The sequence below is a fragment of the Allobosea sp. 47.2.35 genome, from assembly GCF_024655635.1.
Taxonomy (GTDB): Bacteria; Pseudomonadota; Alphaproteobacteria; order Rhizobiales; family Beijerinckiaceae; genus Allobosea.
The window spans coordinates 26,030-43,131 of the sequence record NZ_JANLGI010000023.1; the positions used below are offsets into that span (position 1 = coordinate 26,030).

14 protein-coding genes, 1 tRNA gene and 1 riboswitch are annotated in these 17,102 nt (G+C 66.8%); of the genes, 6 read left to right on the forward strand and 9 right to left on the reverse strand.

Annotated features, from left to right (window positions below):
* Positions 1–2: 2 nt before the first annotated feature.
* The 3 genes from NUV79_RS21765 to NUV79_RS21775 form a co-directional block, all read right to left on the reverse strand.
* A complete protein-coding gene (locus NUV79_RS21765) occupies positions 3–1,988 on the reverse strand; it encodes an acetyl/propionyl/methylcrotonyl-CoA carboxylase subunit alpha (RefSeq protein WP_257735162.1) in 1,986 nt (661 codons plus the stop codon).
* 31 nt (positions 1,989–2,019) lie between these two features.
* On the reverse strand, positions 2,020–2,736 hold the full coding sequence (locus tag NUV79_RS21770; RefSeq protein ID WP_257735163.1) for a cation efflux transmembrane domain-containing protein: 717 nt from the start codon (positions 2,734–2,736) through the stop codon (positions 2,020–2,022).
* Between the two features lie 107 nt (positions 2,737–2,843).
* Positions 2,844–3,605 (reverse strand): SDR family oxidoreductase, encoded by a 762-nt coding sequence (locus NUV79_RS21775; protein WP_257735164.1) that lies wholly within the window; start codon positions 3,603–3,605, stop codon positions 2,844–2,846.
* A gap of 153 nt (positions 3,606–3,758) precedes the next feature.
* Here NUV79_RS21775 and NUV79_RS21780 point away from each other — a divergent pair, with 153 nt between their 5' ends.
* Positions 3,759–4,844, forward strand: coding sequence for a Kelch repeat-containing protein (locus NUV79_RS21780; protein ID WP_257735165.1), 1,086 nt, complete (start codon positions 3,759–3,761; stop codon positions 4,842–4,844).
* Positions 4,845–4,883: 39 nt separating this feature from the next.
* Here the strand turns inward: NUV79_RS21780 and NUV79_RS21785 are convergent, their stop codons facing one another.
* The 3 genes from NUV79_RS21785 to lipB all read right to left on the reverse strand — a co-directional run bounded on the left by NUV79_RS21785 (position 4,884) and on the right by lipB (position 7,577).
* Entirely contained in the window at positions 4,884–6,491 is a 1,608-nt protein-coding gene (locus NUV79_RS21785; RefSeq protein WP_257735166.1) for a carboxyl transferase domain-containing protein, read from the reverse strand.
* Positions 6,492–6,604: 113 nt separating this feature from the next.
* Positions 6,605–6,805, reverse strand: a complete 201-nt coding sequence (locus NUV79_RS21790; RefSeq protein ID WP_257735167.1) for a hypothetical protein — start codon at positions 6,803–6,805, stop codon at positions 6,605–6,607.
* A 67-nt stretch (positions 6,806–6,872) separates the two neighbouring features.
* Positions 6,873–7,577, reverse strand: coding sequence for a lipoyl(octanoyl) transferase LipB (gene lipB / locus NUV79_RS21795; RefSeq protein WP_257735168.1), 705 nt, complete (start codon positions 7,575–7,577; stop codon positions 6,873–6,875).
* Between the two features lie 137 nt (positions 7,578–7,714).
* Here lipB and NUV79_RS21800 point away from each other — a divergent pair, with 137 nt between their 5' ends.
* The 3 genes from NUV79_RS21800 (at position 7,715) to NUV79_RS21810 (ending at position 10,090) form a co-directional block, all read left to right on the forward strand.
* A complete protein-coding gene (locus NUV79_RS21800; RefSeq protein WP_257735169.1) occupies positions 7,715–7,984 on the forward strand; it encodes a FliM/FliN family flagellar motor switch protein in 270 nt (89 codons plus the stop codon).
* 126 nt (positions 7,985–8,110) lie between these two features.
* Positions 8,111–8,195: transfer RNA gene (locus NUV79_RS21805), tRNA-Leu, on the forward strand.
* Positions 8,196–8,599: 404 nt separating this feature from the next.
* Positions 8,600–8,696, forward strand: a riboswitch (glycine riboswitch).
* A 134-nt stretch (positions 8,697–8,830) separates the two neighbouring features.
* Positions 8,831–10,090, forward strand: coding sequence for a D-amino acid dehydrogenase (locus NUV79_RS21810; RefSeq protein WP_257735170.1), 1,260 nt, complete (start codon positions 8,831–8,833; stop codon positions 10,088–10,090).
* Positions 10,091–10,211: 121 nt separating this feature from the next.
* Here the strand turns inward: NUV79_RS21810 and NUV79_RS21815 are convergent, their stop codons facing one another.
* From NUV79_RS21815 to NUV79_RS21825, 3 genes are read right to left on the reverse strand one after another with little or no spacing between them, the layout of a single operon-like run.
* Positions 10,212–11,726: a tripartite tricarboxylate transporter permease gene (locus NUV79_RS21815; RefSeq protein ID WP_257735171.1), complete on the reverse strand. Its 1,515-nt coding sequence runs from the start codon at positions 11,724–11,726 to the stop codon at positions 10,212–10,214.
* Positions 11,726–12,229 (reverse strand): tripartite tricarboxylate transporter TctB family protein, encoded by a 504-nt coding sequence (locus NUV79_RS21820; protein ID WP_257735172.1) that lies wholly within the window; start codon positions 12,227–12,229, stop codon positions 11,726–11,728. The genes NUV79_RS21815 and NUV79_RS21820 overlap by 1 nt, the downstream gene beginning before the upstream one ends.
* Positions 12,226–13,173: a Bug family tripartite tricarboxylate transporter substrate binding protein gene (locus tag NUV79_RS21825; RefSeq protein ID WP_257735173.1), complete on the reverse strand. Its 948-nt coding sequence runs from the start codon at positions 13,171–13,173 to the stop codon at positions 12,226–12,228. Before NUV79_RS21825 ends, NUV79_RS21820 begins: the two co-directional genes overlap by 4 nt.
* 110 nt (positions 13,174–13,283) lie before the next feature.
* Here NUV79_RS21825 and acnA point away from each other — a divergent pair, with 110 nt between their 5' ends.
* Positions 13,284–15,956: an aconitate hydratase AcnA gene (acnA, locus tag NUV79_RS21830; RefSeq protein WP_257735174.1), complete on the forward strand. Its 2,673-nt coding sequence runs from the start codon at positions 13,284–13,286 to the stop codon at positions 15,954–15,956.
* The gene (locus tag NUV79_RS21835) at positions 15,953–17,101 is read left to right on the forward strand and encodes a 2-methylaconitate cis-trans isomerase PrpF family protein (RefSeq protein ID WP_257735175.1); all 1,149 of its coding nucleotides are present in this window, start codon (positions 15,953–15,955) and stop codon (positions 17,099–17,101) included. The genes acnA and NUV79_RS21835 overlap by 4 nt, the downstream gene beginning before the upstream one ends.
* Position 17,102: the final 1 nt, after the last annotated feature.

A 17,102-nucleotide genomic window follows, 5' to 3' on the forward strand; every position in this document is an offset into this window, starting at 1 on the left:
CCTCACTCCCCCAGCACGACCACCTTCGCGCCCTCGGCCACCTGCGCGCCGGGCTCGCCCACGACCTCGCTGACCGTGCCGTCGCGCGGGGCGGTGAGGACATGCTCCATCTTCATCGCCTCGACGATGGCGAGGCGCTGGCCCTTGGTCACGGCCTCGCCCGGCGCCACGAAGAGCGCCACAAGCTTGCCATGCATCGGCGCCTTGATGACGCCGCCCGAGCCTGCCGCCGCATCGAGATCGACGCTGAACGGATCGAACAGCGACACGGCCGTCTGCCGGCCGCGATGCAGTGCGAACCAGATGCCGCCCTCGCCCTCGGCCAGCGCGATCTCATGCTCGCCCTCGCCGATCTCATGGCCCGGCAGGCTGACGCGGGCGTCGTCGCCATGCCACTCGATCCGGGCATCGATACGCTCGCCATCGACCGTCAGCGGCAGCCCCAACGGCTGGCGCGGCATCAGCGAAAAGGCGTCGGGGTCGAGCCAGGGCGAACGCGCCTCGCCCTCCGCCCGGCCCGCAGCCGCGATCATGCCCGCCGCCTGCCGCTCCTCCTCGAGCTGCAAGGCCGCCGCCGCGACGGCCGCCGCATCGAGCGGCTGGGGCTCGGCGCCGAGCGCGCTGATGTTGCGGTCGATGAAACCGGTATCGAACGGCCCTCTCCGGAAGCCCTCCGCCTCGGTCAGCTTCTTCAGGAAGGCAAGATTGGTGCGCGGGCCGGCGACCACCGTCTCGCCCAGAGCCGCGCCCAACCGGTCGAGCGCCACATCCCTCGTAGGACCGTGGGCGATCACCTTGGCGATCATCGGGTCGTAGAACGGCGTCACCGTATCGCCGGCCTCGACACCGGTATCGATGCGGATGCCCTCGCCCTCAGGGAATTGCAGCGCCCAGAGCTTGCCCGTCGAAGGCAGGAAGCCCTTCTCGGGGTCCTCGGCATAAAGCCGCGCCTCGACGGCATGGCCCTTGGCCGAGACATCGGCCTGCGTGAAGCCGAGCGGCTCACCCGCCGCGACCTTCAACTGCAACTCGACGAGATCGAGCCCGGTGATCGCCTCCGTCACGGGATGCTCGACCTGGAGACGCGTGTTCATCTCCATGAACCAGAAACCGTCGGCCTTCAGCCCGTCGCGCCCGTCGGCGATGAACTCGACCGTACCGGCCCCGACATAACCCACCGCCCTGGCGGCCTCGGTCGCGGCCTTGCCCATGGCGGCGCGGACCTCGGCGCTCATGCCCGGCGCTGGCGCCTCTTCGATCACCTTCTGGTGCCGCCGCTGCAAGGAGCAGTCGCGCTCGTAGAGATGGACGACATGGCCGTGGCTGTCGCCAAAAACCTGGATTTCGACATGGCGCGGCGAAAGCACGTATTTCTCGACCAGCACGCGCGCATCGCCGAAGGCGTTCTTGCCCTCGCGCTGGGCGCTGGTCAGCGCATCCGCGAAATCCTCCGCGCGATCGACCTTCTTCATGCCCTTGCCGCCGCCGCCGGCGACGGCCTTGATCAACACGGGATAGCCGATCCGCTCGGCCTCCTTCGCCAGGAATGCGACATCCTGCTCGGCACCGTGATAGCCCGGCACCACCGGCACGCTGGCCTTCTCGACCAGCGCCTTGGCGGCGTCCTTGAGGCCCATCGCGCGGATGGCCGAGGCAGGCGGGCCGACGAAGACGATGCCCGCCGCCGCGCAGGCATCGGCGAATTCGGCATTCTCCGAGAGGAAGCCATAGCCCGGATGGATGCAGGCCGCGCCCGCCTGCCTGGCGACGGCGAGGATCTTGTCGGCGTCGAGATAGCTCTCGCGGGCCGGGGCCGGGCCGATATGATAGGCCTCGTCCGCCATCTGCACGAACAGGGCCTCGGCATCGGCATCCGAATAGACGGCGATGGTGCGCAGGCCCAGCCGCTTGGCGGTGCGGATCACCCGGCAGGCGATCTCGCCGCGATTGGCGATCAGGATGGAGGGCAGCTTGGCGGCGATCGTCATGGCGGCGGCATCCTCAGGAGACGTGCCGCCTTTATAGCCCGCCCGTGGCGTCTGTCTGCGCCTTGTTGCGCAAACCGGATTGGGATGCTTCCGAATTCGCACTCCGCCGCAGCGAGCGCCAGATCGCCCATGTCGCCTGGAAGCAGATGCCGGCGACGACGAGGTCGAACAGATATTCCGGCCAGCGCACCGGGGCGACGCGGGCGGCGAGCCCGACCAGCGCGAAGCCGGTCGTCGAGATGGTGTCGTTGCGGCTCGACAGCCAGGTCGCCTTGATCACCGGATTCTGCTCGCGCCGGAAGCGCCAGAGCACAGCGACGACGAGAAAGGCGATGACGATGGCGCTGGCCGCCGCGAAGCCCAACGTCCAGACCTCGATCGGCCGCGGCCGGACGATCTTGTCCCAGAGATCGTAGAGCGTGTGCAGCCCGGCGACCGCCATGACGGCGCCGATCGCGACGGCTGCAAGCCGCTCGATCCGCGTATCGCGGCCGAAGACGATCGCCGCGATGCCGTAGAGCGCGACGTCATAGACCCAGTCGACGCCGTCCTTGAAGAGCTGGGCATTGCCGATGGCAAGCGCCCAGACGACGGTCGCCACCGCCTGGATCAGGATGCCGAGCGCGATGCCCCAGATGGTGAGCGTATAGGCGCGGGCAGTCTTGCGATTGACGCCTTGACCGTCATGGTCGGGCTTGTCCCGACCATCCATGTCTTCAGGAGCTTGCGGCAGGCTGGCGGCTGACAAGGTCGCGCTCCGATGAGAGCTTCGTCTGTCTCATGCCCTTGGTAGCGGCGGCAAGACGTGGATGGTCGGGACAAACCCGACCATGACGATAGCGACTGTCGTCGCCCTCACCCGCGCCCGACGAGCGGCGCCTTGGTCGCCATGACGGTGACGAACAGCACGTTCGCCTCGGGCGGCAGGCCGGCCATATGCAGCACGGTCGTCGCGACATGCTCGACATCCATCACCGCCTCGACCTTGATCGAGCCGTCCGCCTGCGGCACGCCAGTGGTCATCTTGCGTGCCATCTCGGTCAGCGCGTTGCCGATATCGACCTGGCCGACGGCGATGTCGTATTTGCGCCCGTCGAGCGCCGCCGTCTTGGTCAGGCCCGAGATCGCATGCTTCGTCGCGGTATAGGCAACCGAGTTCGGCCGCGGCGCATGGGCCGAGATCGAGCCGTTATTGATGATGCGCCCGCCCTGCGGCTCTTGCGCCTTCATCGCCTTGAAGGCGGCCTGGGTGCAGAGGAACGGCCCGGTCAGGTTGGTGTCGACCACCTTCTGCCAATCCTCCAGCGAGAGATCCTCCAGCAGCACGCCGCCCGGCGCATTCACGCCGGCATTGTTGAAGAGCACGTCGACCCGGCCGAAAGCTTCCTTCGTCCTGGCGAAGAGGTTCTCGACCGAGGCCTTGTCGGTGACATCGGTCGGCACCGCCAGGGCCCGGCTCTCGTCGACGCCGGAGAGCTGGATCGTCTCCTCCAGCGCATCCGAGCGGCGACCGGCCAGCACGGTGCGATAGCCGTCCTTCAGGAAGGCGATGGCGACCGAGCGCCCCACGCCCGAGCCGGCGCCGGTGATGATCGCGACCTTGTTATGTCCCGCCATGCGTTTCCCCGTATTTCCCTGGACCTAAATCGTTTGAGATGGTGCTCGACCATAACGGGCGAAATCGCCCAGGGGAACCATGGGATGGCTCGCGCTCCATGCGCTTGCCGCCCGCCATCCGTGCCGTATCGTTGTAGTCGGGAGGACGACGCGATGACCAGCCTGAACCGCCGCCATCTGCTCGCAGCCGGCGCCGCCGCGCTGGCTGGGCCAGCGCTCGCCCAACAGCAGGGCCACGAGCATCATGGCCCGCAATACGAGCGGCTCAGCCAGCCGGGCCGGATCGAGAAGCCACCACTCGCCGCAACGCAGAACGTCTTCGATTCGCCCGCCCCGAAAGCAGCCTCGCCCGGCCGCTGGAGCGCCAGGGCGCCCCTGCCGCTGCCGCGCTCGGAAATGGCCTGGGCAACGGCCTTCGAGGACAGGATGCATGTCGTCGGCGGCTATGGCGAGCAGCGCACGGATCGCCCCTATCACCATGTCTATGACGGCAAGGCCGACAGGTGGAACGACGGAGCGCCCCTGCCCCAGGGCGCCAACCATGTCGGCGTCGCCTTTCTCGACGGCAAGCTTTTCGCCATCGGCGGTTTCCTCGAACAGAACCGCAAGCCGCATCCGCGCTGCTTCACCTATGATCCGAAGGCCGATCGCTGGGCCGATATCGCCGCCCTGCCCCGTGCCGCCGGCTCGACCGCCGTCGTCGGCCTCGGCGGCGTCCTGCATGTCATCGGCGGCGCGATCGGCGAGACCACCGAGACCAAGCGTTCGATCGACTGGCATCTCGTCTACGATCCCAAGGCCGACCGCTGGAGCGAGCGCAGGCCGATGCCAACCGCCCGCGACCACACCGGCACGCTCGCCATCGGCAACCTGATCCATGTCATCGGCGGGCGCGTCGATTCCTTCCACACCAACTCGAACCTGCACCACTCCTACGATCCTGCCGCCGACAAATGGACGATGCGCACGCCGATCCCGACGGGCCGCTCCGGCCATGGCGCCGTGCTCTATCGCGGCAAGGTCTTCGTCATGGGCGGCGAAGGCACGAACCGCGTCTTCGGCCAGATGGAGGCCTATGATCCGGCGACCGACGGCTGGGAGCAATATGCGCCGATGCTGACGCCCCGCCATGGACTCGGCGCCGCACTGGTCGGCGACGCGGTCCATGTCGCCGGCGGCGGCCCCGTCATGGGCGGCGGCGTACAGAGCGCCGTGCACGAGGCGTTCTCGCTGGCGTAGGAGAGCAGCTCAACGATAGCTGCTCCCCGGAACGCAGGATCACATCCGGAACACGCCGAACTTCGTCTCGGGCACCTCGGCGTTCAGCGTCGCCGAGAAGGCCAGCGCCAGCACGCGCCGCGTCTCGGAGGGCAGGATGATGCCGTCGTCCCAGAGCCGCGCCGTCGCAAAGTAGGGCGAGCCCTCTTCCTCGTAGCGGTTGCGGATCGGCGCCTTGAAGGCTTCCTCGTCCGCTGCCGGCCAACTCTTGCCCTCGGCCTCGATATTGTCGCGGCGCACGGTCGCGAGCACGCTCGCCGCCTGCTCGCCCCCCATCACCGAGATCCGCGAATTCGGCCAGGTGAACAGGAACCGTGGGCTATAGGCCCGCCCGCACATGCCGTAATTGCCGGCACCGAACGAGCCGCCGACCAGCACGGTGATCTTCGGCACGCGCGCCGAGGCGACGGCCGTGACGAGCTTGGCGCCGTCCTTGGCGATGCCGCGCGTCTCGACATCGCGGCCGACCATGAAGCCGGTGATGTTCTGCAGGAAGAGCAGCGGAATCCGCCGCTGGCAGCACAGTTCGATGAAATGCGCGCCCTTGACCGCGCTTTCCGAGAACAGGATGCCGTTATTAGCGATGATCCCGACCGGGATGCCGTGAATGCGCGCGAAGCCCGTCACCAGCGTCGTGCCGTAGAGCTTCTTGAACTCGTCGAACTCCGAGCCGTCGACGAGACGCGCGATCACCTCGCGGATGTCGTACTGCTTCTTGAGGTCGGTCGGGACCACGGCTTCGAGCTCGGCCGGGTCGTAGAGCGGCTCGACCGGCTCGGCGATATCGATATCCGGACGCTTCACGCTGTTGAGATTGCCGGCGATCCGCCGGGCGATCGCGAGCGCATGGGTATCGTCGCCGGCATAATGGTCGGCGACGCCGGACAACCGCGCATGCACGTCGGCACCGCCCAGGTCCTCGGCCGAGACGACTTCGCCCGTCGCCGCCTTCACCAGCGGCGGGCCACCGAGGAAGATCGTGCCCTGCTTCCTGACGATCACCGTCTCGTCCGACATGGCCGGCACATAGGCACCGCCGGCGGTGCAGGAGCCCATCACCACCGCGACCTGCGGGATACCCTCGGCCGAGAGCGTCGCCTGGTTGTAGAAGATTCGGCCGAAATGCTCGCGATCGGGAAAGACCTCGGTCTGGTGCGGCAGGTTCGCCCCGCCGGAATCGACGAGATAGATGCAGGGCAAGCGGTTCTCGCGCGCGATCTCCTGCGCCCGCAGATGCTTCTTCACCGTCATCGGATAGTAAGTGCCGCCTTTGATCGTCGCATCGTTGCAGACGATCATGCATTCGCGGCCGGCGACGCGGCCGATGCCGGCGATCATGCCGGCGGCGTGGACATCGCCCTCATACATGCCGAAGGCAGCAAGTGAGCCGATTTCGAGGAAGGCCGAGCCCGGATCGGTCAGCCGCAGCACGCGTTCGCGCGGCAGAAGCTTGCCCCGCGCCGTGTGGCGCTCGCGGGACTTGGCATTGCCGCCGAGCGCGGCAGTAGCGCGATGCTGCTGGAGTTCGTCGCGCAGGCCGGCCCAGGCTTCGGCATTGGCGCGCGTCTCGGCCGAATTCAGATCGACCTTGCTCTCGATGACAGGCACGGGCGCGCTCCTCGGTAACAATCTCTGCCGAGTTTATGGCGCGCCGCGTCGAAAACGCCAACCGGCGCGGACGCACGGACGCGGCCGTGCAAATCCGCGCCGCTGGACCCCACTCATTCCTTCATCTTGTTGATCGAGCCGGTCACGGACGGCGCAGCGACCGCGCCGATCGCGCCACCGGCAATCGCCCCGATCGGCCCGCCGACAAGTGCGCCGGCTCCCGCGCCGGCCGCAGCGCCGGCGATACGCTGGTCGGTCGTGTTGCAGCCTGCGAGCAGCAGGGCGAGGCCGCCCGCCAGGAAAAAGCTTCGCATTGTCATCCCCATCTTCAACCCAACCCCAAGGGCGAAGATGGCGGCGCCATGGCTAACGGCTGGTAAATCAGGCCTGAACGGTCGGCCCGAAGACGCGCTCGAACGCCTCGCGCAGCACCGAGTCGACCTCTGGCATGGTCACCGGCAGGCCGAGATCGACCAGCGAGGTCACGCCGTGCTGGCTGACGCCGCAAGGCACGATGCCGTCGAAATGCGTGAGGTCCGGCTCGACATTGAGCGAGATGCCATGGAACGAGACCCAGCGCCGCACGCGGATGCCGATCGCCGCGATCTTGTCCTCGACACCGGCGCCCTTGGTGGGGCGGCGCACCCAGACGCCGACCCGATCCTCGCGCCGCTCGCCACGGACGTTGAAATCGTCGAGCGTCCCGATCAGCCAGCCTTCGAGCGCGGCGACGAAGCGGCGCAGGTCCGGCTGGCGGCGCTTCAGGTCCAGCATGACATAGGCCACGCGCTGGCCGGGGCCGTGATAGGTGAACTGCCCGCCCCGCCCGGAGCGGAACACCGGGAATCGCTCCGGCGCGATCAGGTCCTCGTCGCGGGCCGAGGTGCCGGCGGTATAGAGCGGCGGATGCTCGACCAGCCAGACCCGCTCGCGCGCCAGCCCGTCCGCGATCAGCCCGGCGCGGGCCTCCATCTCGGCAACGGCCTCGTCATAGCCGACGAGCCCTTCGCTCACGACCCATTCGACTGGCTCGGACACCTCTTCCGGCAGGAAGGAGACGGCCAGTTCCTCACGCATCTTCACCATGGCTTAACCATGTTCCGTCCAAAGTTTCCGGGCTGGCGACACACCGGCCCGACCCGCGGAATGCCTCTTGCGCCCAAAACCGGCGGGCAGGCAAGTTTCGCTGGTCCAATTCTGAAGTAGGGTTCCGGAGGCAGGACTTGAAGGCCGATCTCGATCTCGTCCCGGTGGAACTCACGGTGGTGCTCGGCCAGACCGAAATGCCGATCTACAAGCTGCTGCGCCTCGGCCGCGGCGCGATCATCGAACTGAACACCAGTGAGACCGACGAGGTCCAGATTCTCGCCAACAACCACCCCTTCGCCAAGGGAATCGTCGTGGTCAGCGGCGCCCGAATCTCCGTCGAAATCACCCAGATGCTCAAGCGCCCGACGATCTACACCCTGCAGACCGTCGCCGACGCGGCCTGAATCGGCCCCTCCTGGGGAAAAATCGCGCTTCTGCGTTTTTCCTTCATGACGCTCTTGTGGCGGCGGATTCGATTTGCTAGATCGGCGCCGCTCCCTGGTTGCACCGCCCGCAACCGGAAACGAGCTGCGGTCGTGGCGGAATTGGTAGACGCACTACCTTGAGGTGGTAGCGGGGAGACCCGTGGAGGTTCGAGTCCTCTCGACCGCACCAAATTCAAAAAGGCCCGAGCTTGCTATGACTTGGCAGCTCGGGCCTTTTCGATTCTTTCCCCTGACACCAGTGACTTCTCCTGCGCTGCGGCACTCTTGTGCCAGTGTGGCTCGTGCCCGTCAGGATCTCGAAGCGAGCGACGGATCTCAAGCCCGTGTCCGCCGCAAGGACGCCTCTCCGCCAGCCCGCTCATTCTCCACCGATGCCGATGCGACGAACTGGGCCACAGGCTGTTCCTTGGGGGCTTCGTGCCGCGCGTTCCGGGGCCGGACGCAAAGCCTTGACGGCGAGGCTGGGAGCGCTGCCCCTGCCTCGCAACTGACCTGCCGAGGAGAGCATCGCGCAAGCGGCCCGTTTCGGGAACGATGGCTTTCCGGAACCGGCGGATCGGATATAGTGCCGCTATCGAACTCGCGGGAGAGATCGTCTCGGGTCATCCGGGAAGGCGCCGACGGAGCAACCGCCCCGGAAACTCTCAGGCAAAAGAACCGCACCTGAATTGAAACTCTGAAAAGCGGAGCAGCAGCTCCCGCCGACGGTGTAAGCCCGCTGCTCGATGATGAGCGCGGGCGAAGCTCTCAGGCCAATGACAGAGGGGGCGCCACATCCGCAGGGACTGCGGAAGGAGCGCTTTCTTGTCGACAGAGACCCTCAATATCGCCGTGATCGGCGCCGGAATCACCGGCATCACCACCGCCTACAACCTGCTGAAACGTGGCTGCCGGGTCACCGTGTTCGAACGGCATCCCTATGCCGCGATGGAGACCTCCTTCGCCAATGGCGGCCAGCTCTCCGCCTCGAATGCCGAGGTCTGGAACAGCTGGTCGACGATGCTGAAGGGCATCAAGTGGATGTTCACGCCGGGCGCTCCCCTGCTCGTCGGTCCGCGGCCGGGATGGCACAAGCTCTCGTGGATGGCGGAGTTCGTCGCCGCGATCCCGCGCTACGAGGAAAACACCATCACGACCGCCCGCCTGGCGATGGAGGCGCGGCATCACCTGCGGCGGATTGCGGCTGAGGAAGGCATAGCCTTCGACTGCGAAGAGCGCGGAATCCTGCACGTCTATCGCGGCAGGAAGGATTTCGAGGCAGCCGCACGGGTGACCTCGCTCCTGGCCAAAGCCGGGCTGGAGCGAAGAGCCGTAACCCCGCAGGAAATCCGGTCGATCGAGCCGGCGCTGCACGGCGACTTCCATGGCGGCTTCTATACCCCTTCGGACTTCACCGGCGACATCCACAAGTTCACGCTAGGCCTTTCAAACGCCTGCGAAAAACGCGGCGCCGAGATGCGGTTCGGCGTCGATGTCCTCTCGATCACGCCCGGCGCGAGGTCAGTCGAGATCGGCTTCGCCCTATCCGAAGCGGAACCGCGCTCAACGAAGACGCAGGTCGCGACCTTCGATTCGATCGTGATCTGCGGAGGCGTCGGCTCGCGCCAGCTCGCTGCGAAGGCCGGCGACCGGATGAATGTCTATCCGGTGAAGGGCTATTCCATCACGGTGGATTTGCCGGAGAAGGCCGATCAGGACGCCGCACCCTGGACCAGCCTGCTCGACGATCAGGCCAAGATCGTCACCAGCCGCCTGGGAGCAACGCGCTTCCGCGTCGCCGGGACGGCCGAGTTCAACGGCTACAACAAGGATATCCGGGCTGCGCGCGTCGAGCCTCTGATCGCCTGGTGCCGCCAGCACTTCCCGAAGATGAGCACACGCCAGGTCGTCCCTTGGGCTGGCTTGAGGCCGATGATGCCGGACATGGTGCCGCGCGTCATGCACGGCCGAAACCCGCGGGTGTTCTACAACACCGGACATGGCCACCTTGGCTGGACATTGTCGGCCGCCACGGCCGACGCCCTCGCCGCGCTGATCACGCAGCGCCCCAACAGTCTTTCGTAGATCGCGCTTCTGTGCGGGCCTGCCGATCTCATCGGCCGGCCCGCACGTCGCTCCGAAACCAGCCAGCCGGCTCGTTGCCGCGTTCTGGTGCCGCATGGGCCGGCCTCGCGGTCGGGCGGGCTTATTGGGCAGCCGTCAACGTCGGAGTTTCATTGCGCCGGCCCTGAAGGAACCGAAGCAACGGAATCAGCAGCAGCAGAGACGCGACGATCAGAAGCCCCGCCGCGATCGGGGATGAAACCAGAGTCATCGGGTCGCCCTGACCGATGGCCAGCGCGCGACGAAGCTGCAACTCGGCCATCGGGCCAAGAATGAGACCGATGAGTGCCGGCGCGATCGGCACGGAGCAGCAGCGGAAGCCGTAGCCGACGAGCCCCAGCAGCGCGAGTGCCAACAGTTCGACCCAGGACTGAGACAGGCCCCAGACGCCCACCAGCGAGAAGATCAGGATGCCCGCGTAGAGATGCGGCTTCGGGATCGCCAAGAGCTTCACCCAGACCCGCGCCATCGGCAGGTTGAGGACCAGCAGCATCAGGTTGCCGATATAGAGCGAGGCGATCACGCCCCAGACCAGTTCGGGGTTGCTGGTGAACAGCGTCGGGCCGGGCTGGAGACCGTAATTCTGGAAGGCCGCCAGCATCACCGCCGCCGTCGCGGAGGTCGGCAGGCCGAGCGTGAGCAGCGGTACCATGACGCCGGCGACGGCGGCGTTGTTCGCCGCTTCGGGTCCGGCGACGCCCTCGATTGCGCCATGACCGAATTCTTCCGGGTTCTTCGAAAGGCGCCGCTCCAGCGTGTAGGACAGCAGCGTGGGGATTTCCGAGCCGCCGGCCGGCATGACGCCGATCGGGAAACCGAGTGCCGCGCCACGCAGCCAGGGCTTCCACGATCTCCGCCAGTCCTCGCGCGACATCGCGATCGGCCCGTTGACCTCGATGACCTTCTGCGGTTCCCGGCTGAGGCGGCTGGCGACGAAGAGGATCTCGCCCACCGCGAACATCGCGACCAGCACGATGGTGATGCCGATGCCATCGGACAGTTCCGGCACGCCGAAGGTCAGGCGCGGCAGGCCGGCCTGATAGTCGGTGCCCATCACGGCGAGCGCCAGCCCGAAGAACAGCGAGACGAGGCCGCGCAGGATCGAGGTGCCGAGCACGACCGAGACGGAGGTGAAGGCCAGGACCGCGAGCGCGAAATACTCGGCCGGGCCGAAGACGAAGGCGATCTCCGAGATCGTCGGCGCGGCCGCGGTCAGCAGGATCGTGCCGATCGTTCCCGCAACGAAGGAGCCGATGGCGGCGGTCGCGAGCGCCGCCGCGCCGCGGCCGTTCTTGGCCATCCTGTTGCCTTCGAGCGCCGTGATCATCGAGCCGGATTCGCCGGGCGTATTGATCAGGATCGAAGTAGTCGAGCCGCCATACATGGCGCCGTAGAAGACACCGGCGAAGATGATGAAAGCCGCCGTCGGCGACATCGTCACGGTGACCGGCAGGAGCAAGGTGATGGTGAGCGCCGGGCCGATCCCGGGCAGGACGCCGATCGCAGTCCCGAGCGCGCAGCCGGTCAGCGCCCAGAGCAGGTTCATCGGCTGCAGCGCGACCGCGAAGCCGTGCATCAGGGCGTCGAGAACGGACATCAGAAGCCTCCGGGCGGGAAGAAGCCGCCGAGCTGGACGCCGAGCCTCGTGAAGGCGAGCCAGGTGAGCGACGCGACGGCAAAGCCGATCAGGACGTCGATAAGCGGCTTCCCGGAGCCGTAGGCGCGGGTGATGAAGGCGTAGGCCATGGCTCCGCCGAGCGGGAAGCCAGCCTGGCCGATCAGCCCGATCGGCAGGAAGACACCGGCCGCAGCCGTCAGGAAGCCATTCCAGGACATCGGCCGGCCGATATCGGCGCCCTCGGTTTCCTCGGGCTCGAAGACGGCGCCTCTCAAGACCTGATAGCCGAGGGCGAGCCCCAGGGCCGTGAGGACGAGACCGACCGCGAGGACAAAGAAACCGGGGCCGATCCCGGCATAGGCCTGTGTCAGCGGCAGGTCGGTCGCCTCGTGAAGCAGGACCGCTCCGAGGGTCAGGACGCCGACCGGCAAACCCCAGCGCGACAACCGTCGCGCCGGGAAGGACGTGACCGTCGCGGTCATTTGGCGACCCCGAGTTCCTCGAGGATCGGCCTGATCCGCGCGTTCTCGCTGGCGATGAAGGCCGCGAAATCATCCCCGCCGAGATAGGCGCTCTGAAGACCGGACTTGTCGAGCTCGGTCTTCCATTCCGCGTTCTCGGTCGCCTTGGCGAAGCGCTCGACCCAGGCCTTGCGAGCCGCCGCCGACATGCCGGGCGCGCCGACGATCCCGCGCCAGTTGCCCATGGCGATGTCGACGCCGCTTTCCTTCAGGGTCGGGGCGTCGATGCCGGGAAGGCGCTTGTCCGAGGTCACCGCGATGATCCGCACACGCCCGGCATCGGCGAGGCCCTTGAGCTCCGAGGCGCCGGAGACGAGGACGGCGATCTTGCCGCCGGCGAGCTGCGTGACGGCTTCGGCGCCGCCGCCATAGGCGATGTAGTTCAGGCGCTGGAGCGGCAGGCCGGCGCTCTTGGCGATCATGCCGGCGATGATGTGGTCGATGCCGCCGGCCGACCCGCCGCCGAACGCCACGGCGCCGGGATTGACCTTCAGGGCCTCGGTCAGGTCCTTGACGGTCTTGATCGGGGAGTTCGCGGGCACCGCGAGCCCGTTATATTCGAAGGTCAGGCGCGCGACTGGCGTCGTCTCCGTAATTTGCGGCGAGCCCTTCGTCGCCATGATCGAGCCCAGCAGGATCACGCCCATGCCCATCAGGGCGTTGTCCTGGCCCTTGCTGGTGCGGATAAACTCGCCGAGCCCGAGCGTCCCGCCGGCACCGGGCTTGTTGGTGAAGACAGCGCCGTCTTTGAACTGGCCGCTCTTGTCGAGCATCGTCATCGCGAGCCGCGTGGTGGTGTCGTAGCCCCCGCCCGCTCCCGCCGGCACCATCACCTTGGCCGGCTCGGCCAGCGCCATTCCCGAAAAACCGACCGCCATCGCGATCGAAAGCATCGTCTTGCGCATGTTCTGCATCCTCCCAGTTGGATGGCAATATATTGTATTTTGGATATCCGTAGCTATTGTTTTTTAGATATGCAAGATATAATCAACGAGCCAGTTCAGGGAGAGCCGTCATGTTGGAAAGAGCCACGCTGGCCGCGTTGGGGGCCGAAGCCGGGCGGGTGCGCTATGTGCCGATCGCTCGTTACCCCGGCATCGAGCGGCTGCCGTTTTCGCTGCGCGTCGTGCTCGAGAACCTGCTCAGGCAGCAATTCTTCGAGGGGGTGGAGAACGACGCGCAGGTCCAGGCCGTCCTGCAGCGCGAGACCGGAGCGGCGCTGACGTTCAAGCCCACCCGCATCTACGGGCAGGATATTCTCGCCAAGGTGATGCTGGTCGATATGGCCGGGTTACGCGACGCTCTCGCGGCAGCGGGCCGCGACCCCGGCGTCGTCAATCCCGCGGTGCCGGTCGATATCGTCATCGACCATTCGCTTCAGGTCGACTTTTTCGGCACGCGCGATGCACCGCGCCTCAACCTGGAGATGGAATATCGCCGGAATGCCGAGCGCTTCGAGTTCCTGCGCTGGTGCTCGGAGAGCTTCGAGCGCGTCCGTGTCGTGCCGCCGGGCAAGGGCATCATGCACCAGATCCATCTGGAGAAGATCGGTCAGGTCGTCTGGACCGAAGAGCTGAAGGGGATGCAGGTGGCATCGCCCGACACCTGCGTCGGCACGGACAGCCATACGCCGATGATCAACGGCCTCGGCCTCCTCGGCTGGGGCGTCGGCGGGATCGAGGCGGAAGCCGTGATGCTCGGCAAGGGCGTGGCGATGGCGCTGCCGCGCGTGATCGGCGTCGAGGTCAAGGGCAAGCTGCGCGAGGGCGTGATGCCGACCGACCTCGTGCTGACCATCACCGAACGCCTGCGCAAGGTCGGTGTCGTCGGCGAGTTCGTCGAGTTCTTCGGCACCGGGATGACGCAGCTCTCCGTCGCCGACCGCGGCACCATCGCTAACATGGCGCCGGAATACGGGGCGACAGCGGTCTATTTCCCGATCGACCAACGCTCGATCGAGTATCTCAGGATGACCGCACGGCCAGCCGAACAGATCGCCCTGGTCGAGGCCTATGCCCGCGCCCAGAAGCTCTGGCGCGACGAGACGACACCGGCGCCGGCCTACGATCTCGTGGTCGAGGTCGACCTGGCCGATATCCGCCCGTCCATGGCGGGGCCGAAAAATCCCGAGGATCGCTTCGACCTCGCTGACGCCGCGACGGCCTTCGTCGCGCATAGCCAGGCGATTGCCGGCCGCGAGCCCGCCGCTCAGCGTCATCCGGTCGCTGGCGCCGATTTCGCGATCAGGGACGGCGATCTGGCGATCGCGGCGATCACGAGCTGCACCAATACGTCGAACCCTGTCGGGATGATCGCGGCCGGCTTGGTCGCCCGCAATGCCGCGCGCCTCGGCTTGAAGTCCAAGCCCTGGGTGAAGACCTCGCTGGCACCCGGCAGCCATGTGGTGGCCGAAGTGCTGGAGCGTTGCGGCCTGCAGCGCGATCTCGACGCACTCGGCTTTCAGGTCGTCGGCTTCGGCTGCACGACCTGCAATGGCGGCTCGGGGCCGCTGCCGCAGCCGATCGCCGACGCGATCGAGAACAACGGCGTCGTCGCGACCGCCGTGCTTTCGGGCAACCGCAACTTCCAGGGGCGCATCCATCCCAATGTCCGGGCGGCCTATCTCGCCTCGCCGGCGCTGGTCGTCGCCTATGCCATCGCCGGCTCGATGACGGTGGACATCACCCGCGAGCCGATCGGCATCTCGGCAGAGGGCAAGCCGGTCTTCCTCGCGGATATCTGGCCGAGCTTCGCCGAGATCGATGCGCTGGTCGCGAGCGCCTATACGCCCGATGTCTTCACCGAGAAATATGCCGATCTCTTCGACGGTGGCGAACCCTGGGCGCAGCTGGCGACAAAACCCTCCGCGCTCTTCAGCTGGCAGCCTGGCAGCTCCTATGTCCGCCAGCCGCCCTATTTCGCCGGCCTTTCGCCGGAGCCTTCCCGGTCATTCGACATCCGCGGCGCCCGGCCGCTGGTCATCCTCGGCGACTCGATCACCACCGACGACATCTCGCCGTCGGGCGCGATCAGCCTCGGCACGCCTTCGGCCGACCTGCTCCTGTCCTATGGGGTCAAGAAGGCCGACTTCAACAACTACACCACCCGCCGGGCCAATCACGAGGTCGCCGTCCGCGCCACCTTCGCGAATATCCGCCTGCGCAACCGCATCATCCCCGGCATCGAGGGCGGCTTCACCAGGGTCATGCCGGAAGGCGAGCAGATGCGCATTTTCGAAGCGGCGCAGGCCTATATGGCGCGCGGCACGCCGCTCGTCGTGATCGCCGGCAAGAACTATGGTTGCGGGTCCTCGCGCGACTGGGCGGCGAAGGGCGTCGCGCTGCTCGGCGTCAAGGCCGTGATCGCGGAGGGGTTCGAGCGCATCCACCGGACCAATCTGGTCGGCATGGGCGTGCTGCCACTGCAATTCGCGGAGGGGGTACTCGTCGAATCGTTCGATCTCGACGGCAGCGAAACCTACGACATCGCCGGCCTCGACCGCGATTTCGCCGTGCGCGACAGCGTGAGCTGCAAGGTGACCCGCAGCAGTGGCGAAACCCTCGACATTCCCCTGATCATCCGTCTCGATACGCCCGAGGATATCGCCTATTGGCGCCATGGCGGCATCCTGCCCTTCGTCTGGCGGGATTACATGGGCGCCGACGCACCGATCGCGAGGACAGCATGAGCCAGCACTTCATTCCCGCCGTCTTCTACCGCGGTGGCACGAGCAAGGGCGTGTTCTTCAACGCGAAGGTTCTGCCTGAAGATCGCGACACCCTCAGCAGGATGTTCGTCGCCGCTCTGGGAAGCCCCGATCCCTACGGACGCCAGCTCGACGGCATGGGGGGCGGCGTCTCCTCGCTGTCCAAGGCGGTCATCATCGGGCCGCCGACCCATCCCGACGCCGATGTCGACTACACCTTCATCCAGATCGCGGTTGATCAGCCGGTTGCCGACTGGAGCAATAATTGCGGCAATCTCTCCTCCGCCGTCGGCCATTTCGCCGTGGACGAGGGTCTCGTTGCCGCGAAGGATGGCGAGGCGCTGGTCCGCATCCACCAGACCAATACGCGCAAGCTGATCCATTCGCGTTTCCAAGTGAAGGATGGCAAGGCGCAGACGCAGGGCGATTATGTCATCGCCGGTGTCGCGACGCCCGGCTCGCGCATCCGGCTCGACTTCCTCGATCCCGACGGCGCCGTCACCGGCAAGCTGCTGCCGAGCGGAAACGTCGTCGACACGATCGACCTCGGCGGGGATGGCCGCTTCGAGGTCTCGATCGTCGATGCCACATCGCTCATCGTCTATGTTGCCGCCACGGCCTTCGGCCTGACGGGGGCGGAAACCCCTGACGAGATCGAGGCCAGCCCCGGCGTCATGGACAAGCTGGAAGCCATTCGTCGTCGCACGGGTGTCCTGCTCGGGCTCGGAGCCAATCCGGAAGCGGTCGGCCTTCAGACGCCCCGCATCGCGATGGTCGCGGTCCCCGTCACGTTCAAGGCACTGGACGGGGAAACTTTCGGACCTGACCAATACGACATCGGCACGCGCATGATCTCGATGCAGCGCGCCCACAAGGCCATTCCCGGCACGGGCGGCCTCAATCTCGGCGTGGCCACGCAGATCGCCGGCACCATCCCGAACCGCCTCTCTCGGCCGGCCAACGCCGCTGGCGAGGTTCGCGTCGCCAATCCTTCCGGCCTCGTCTCGGTGGGGGCGGTTGTCCGCCAAAAGGATGGCATGTGGACGGCCGATAGCGCAGTCTTGTTCCGCACGGCACGACGGCTGATGCAGGGAGAGGTCGCCATCCCGGCCTCCGGCGGACAATAAC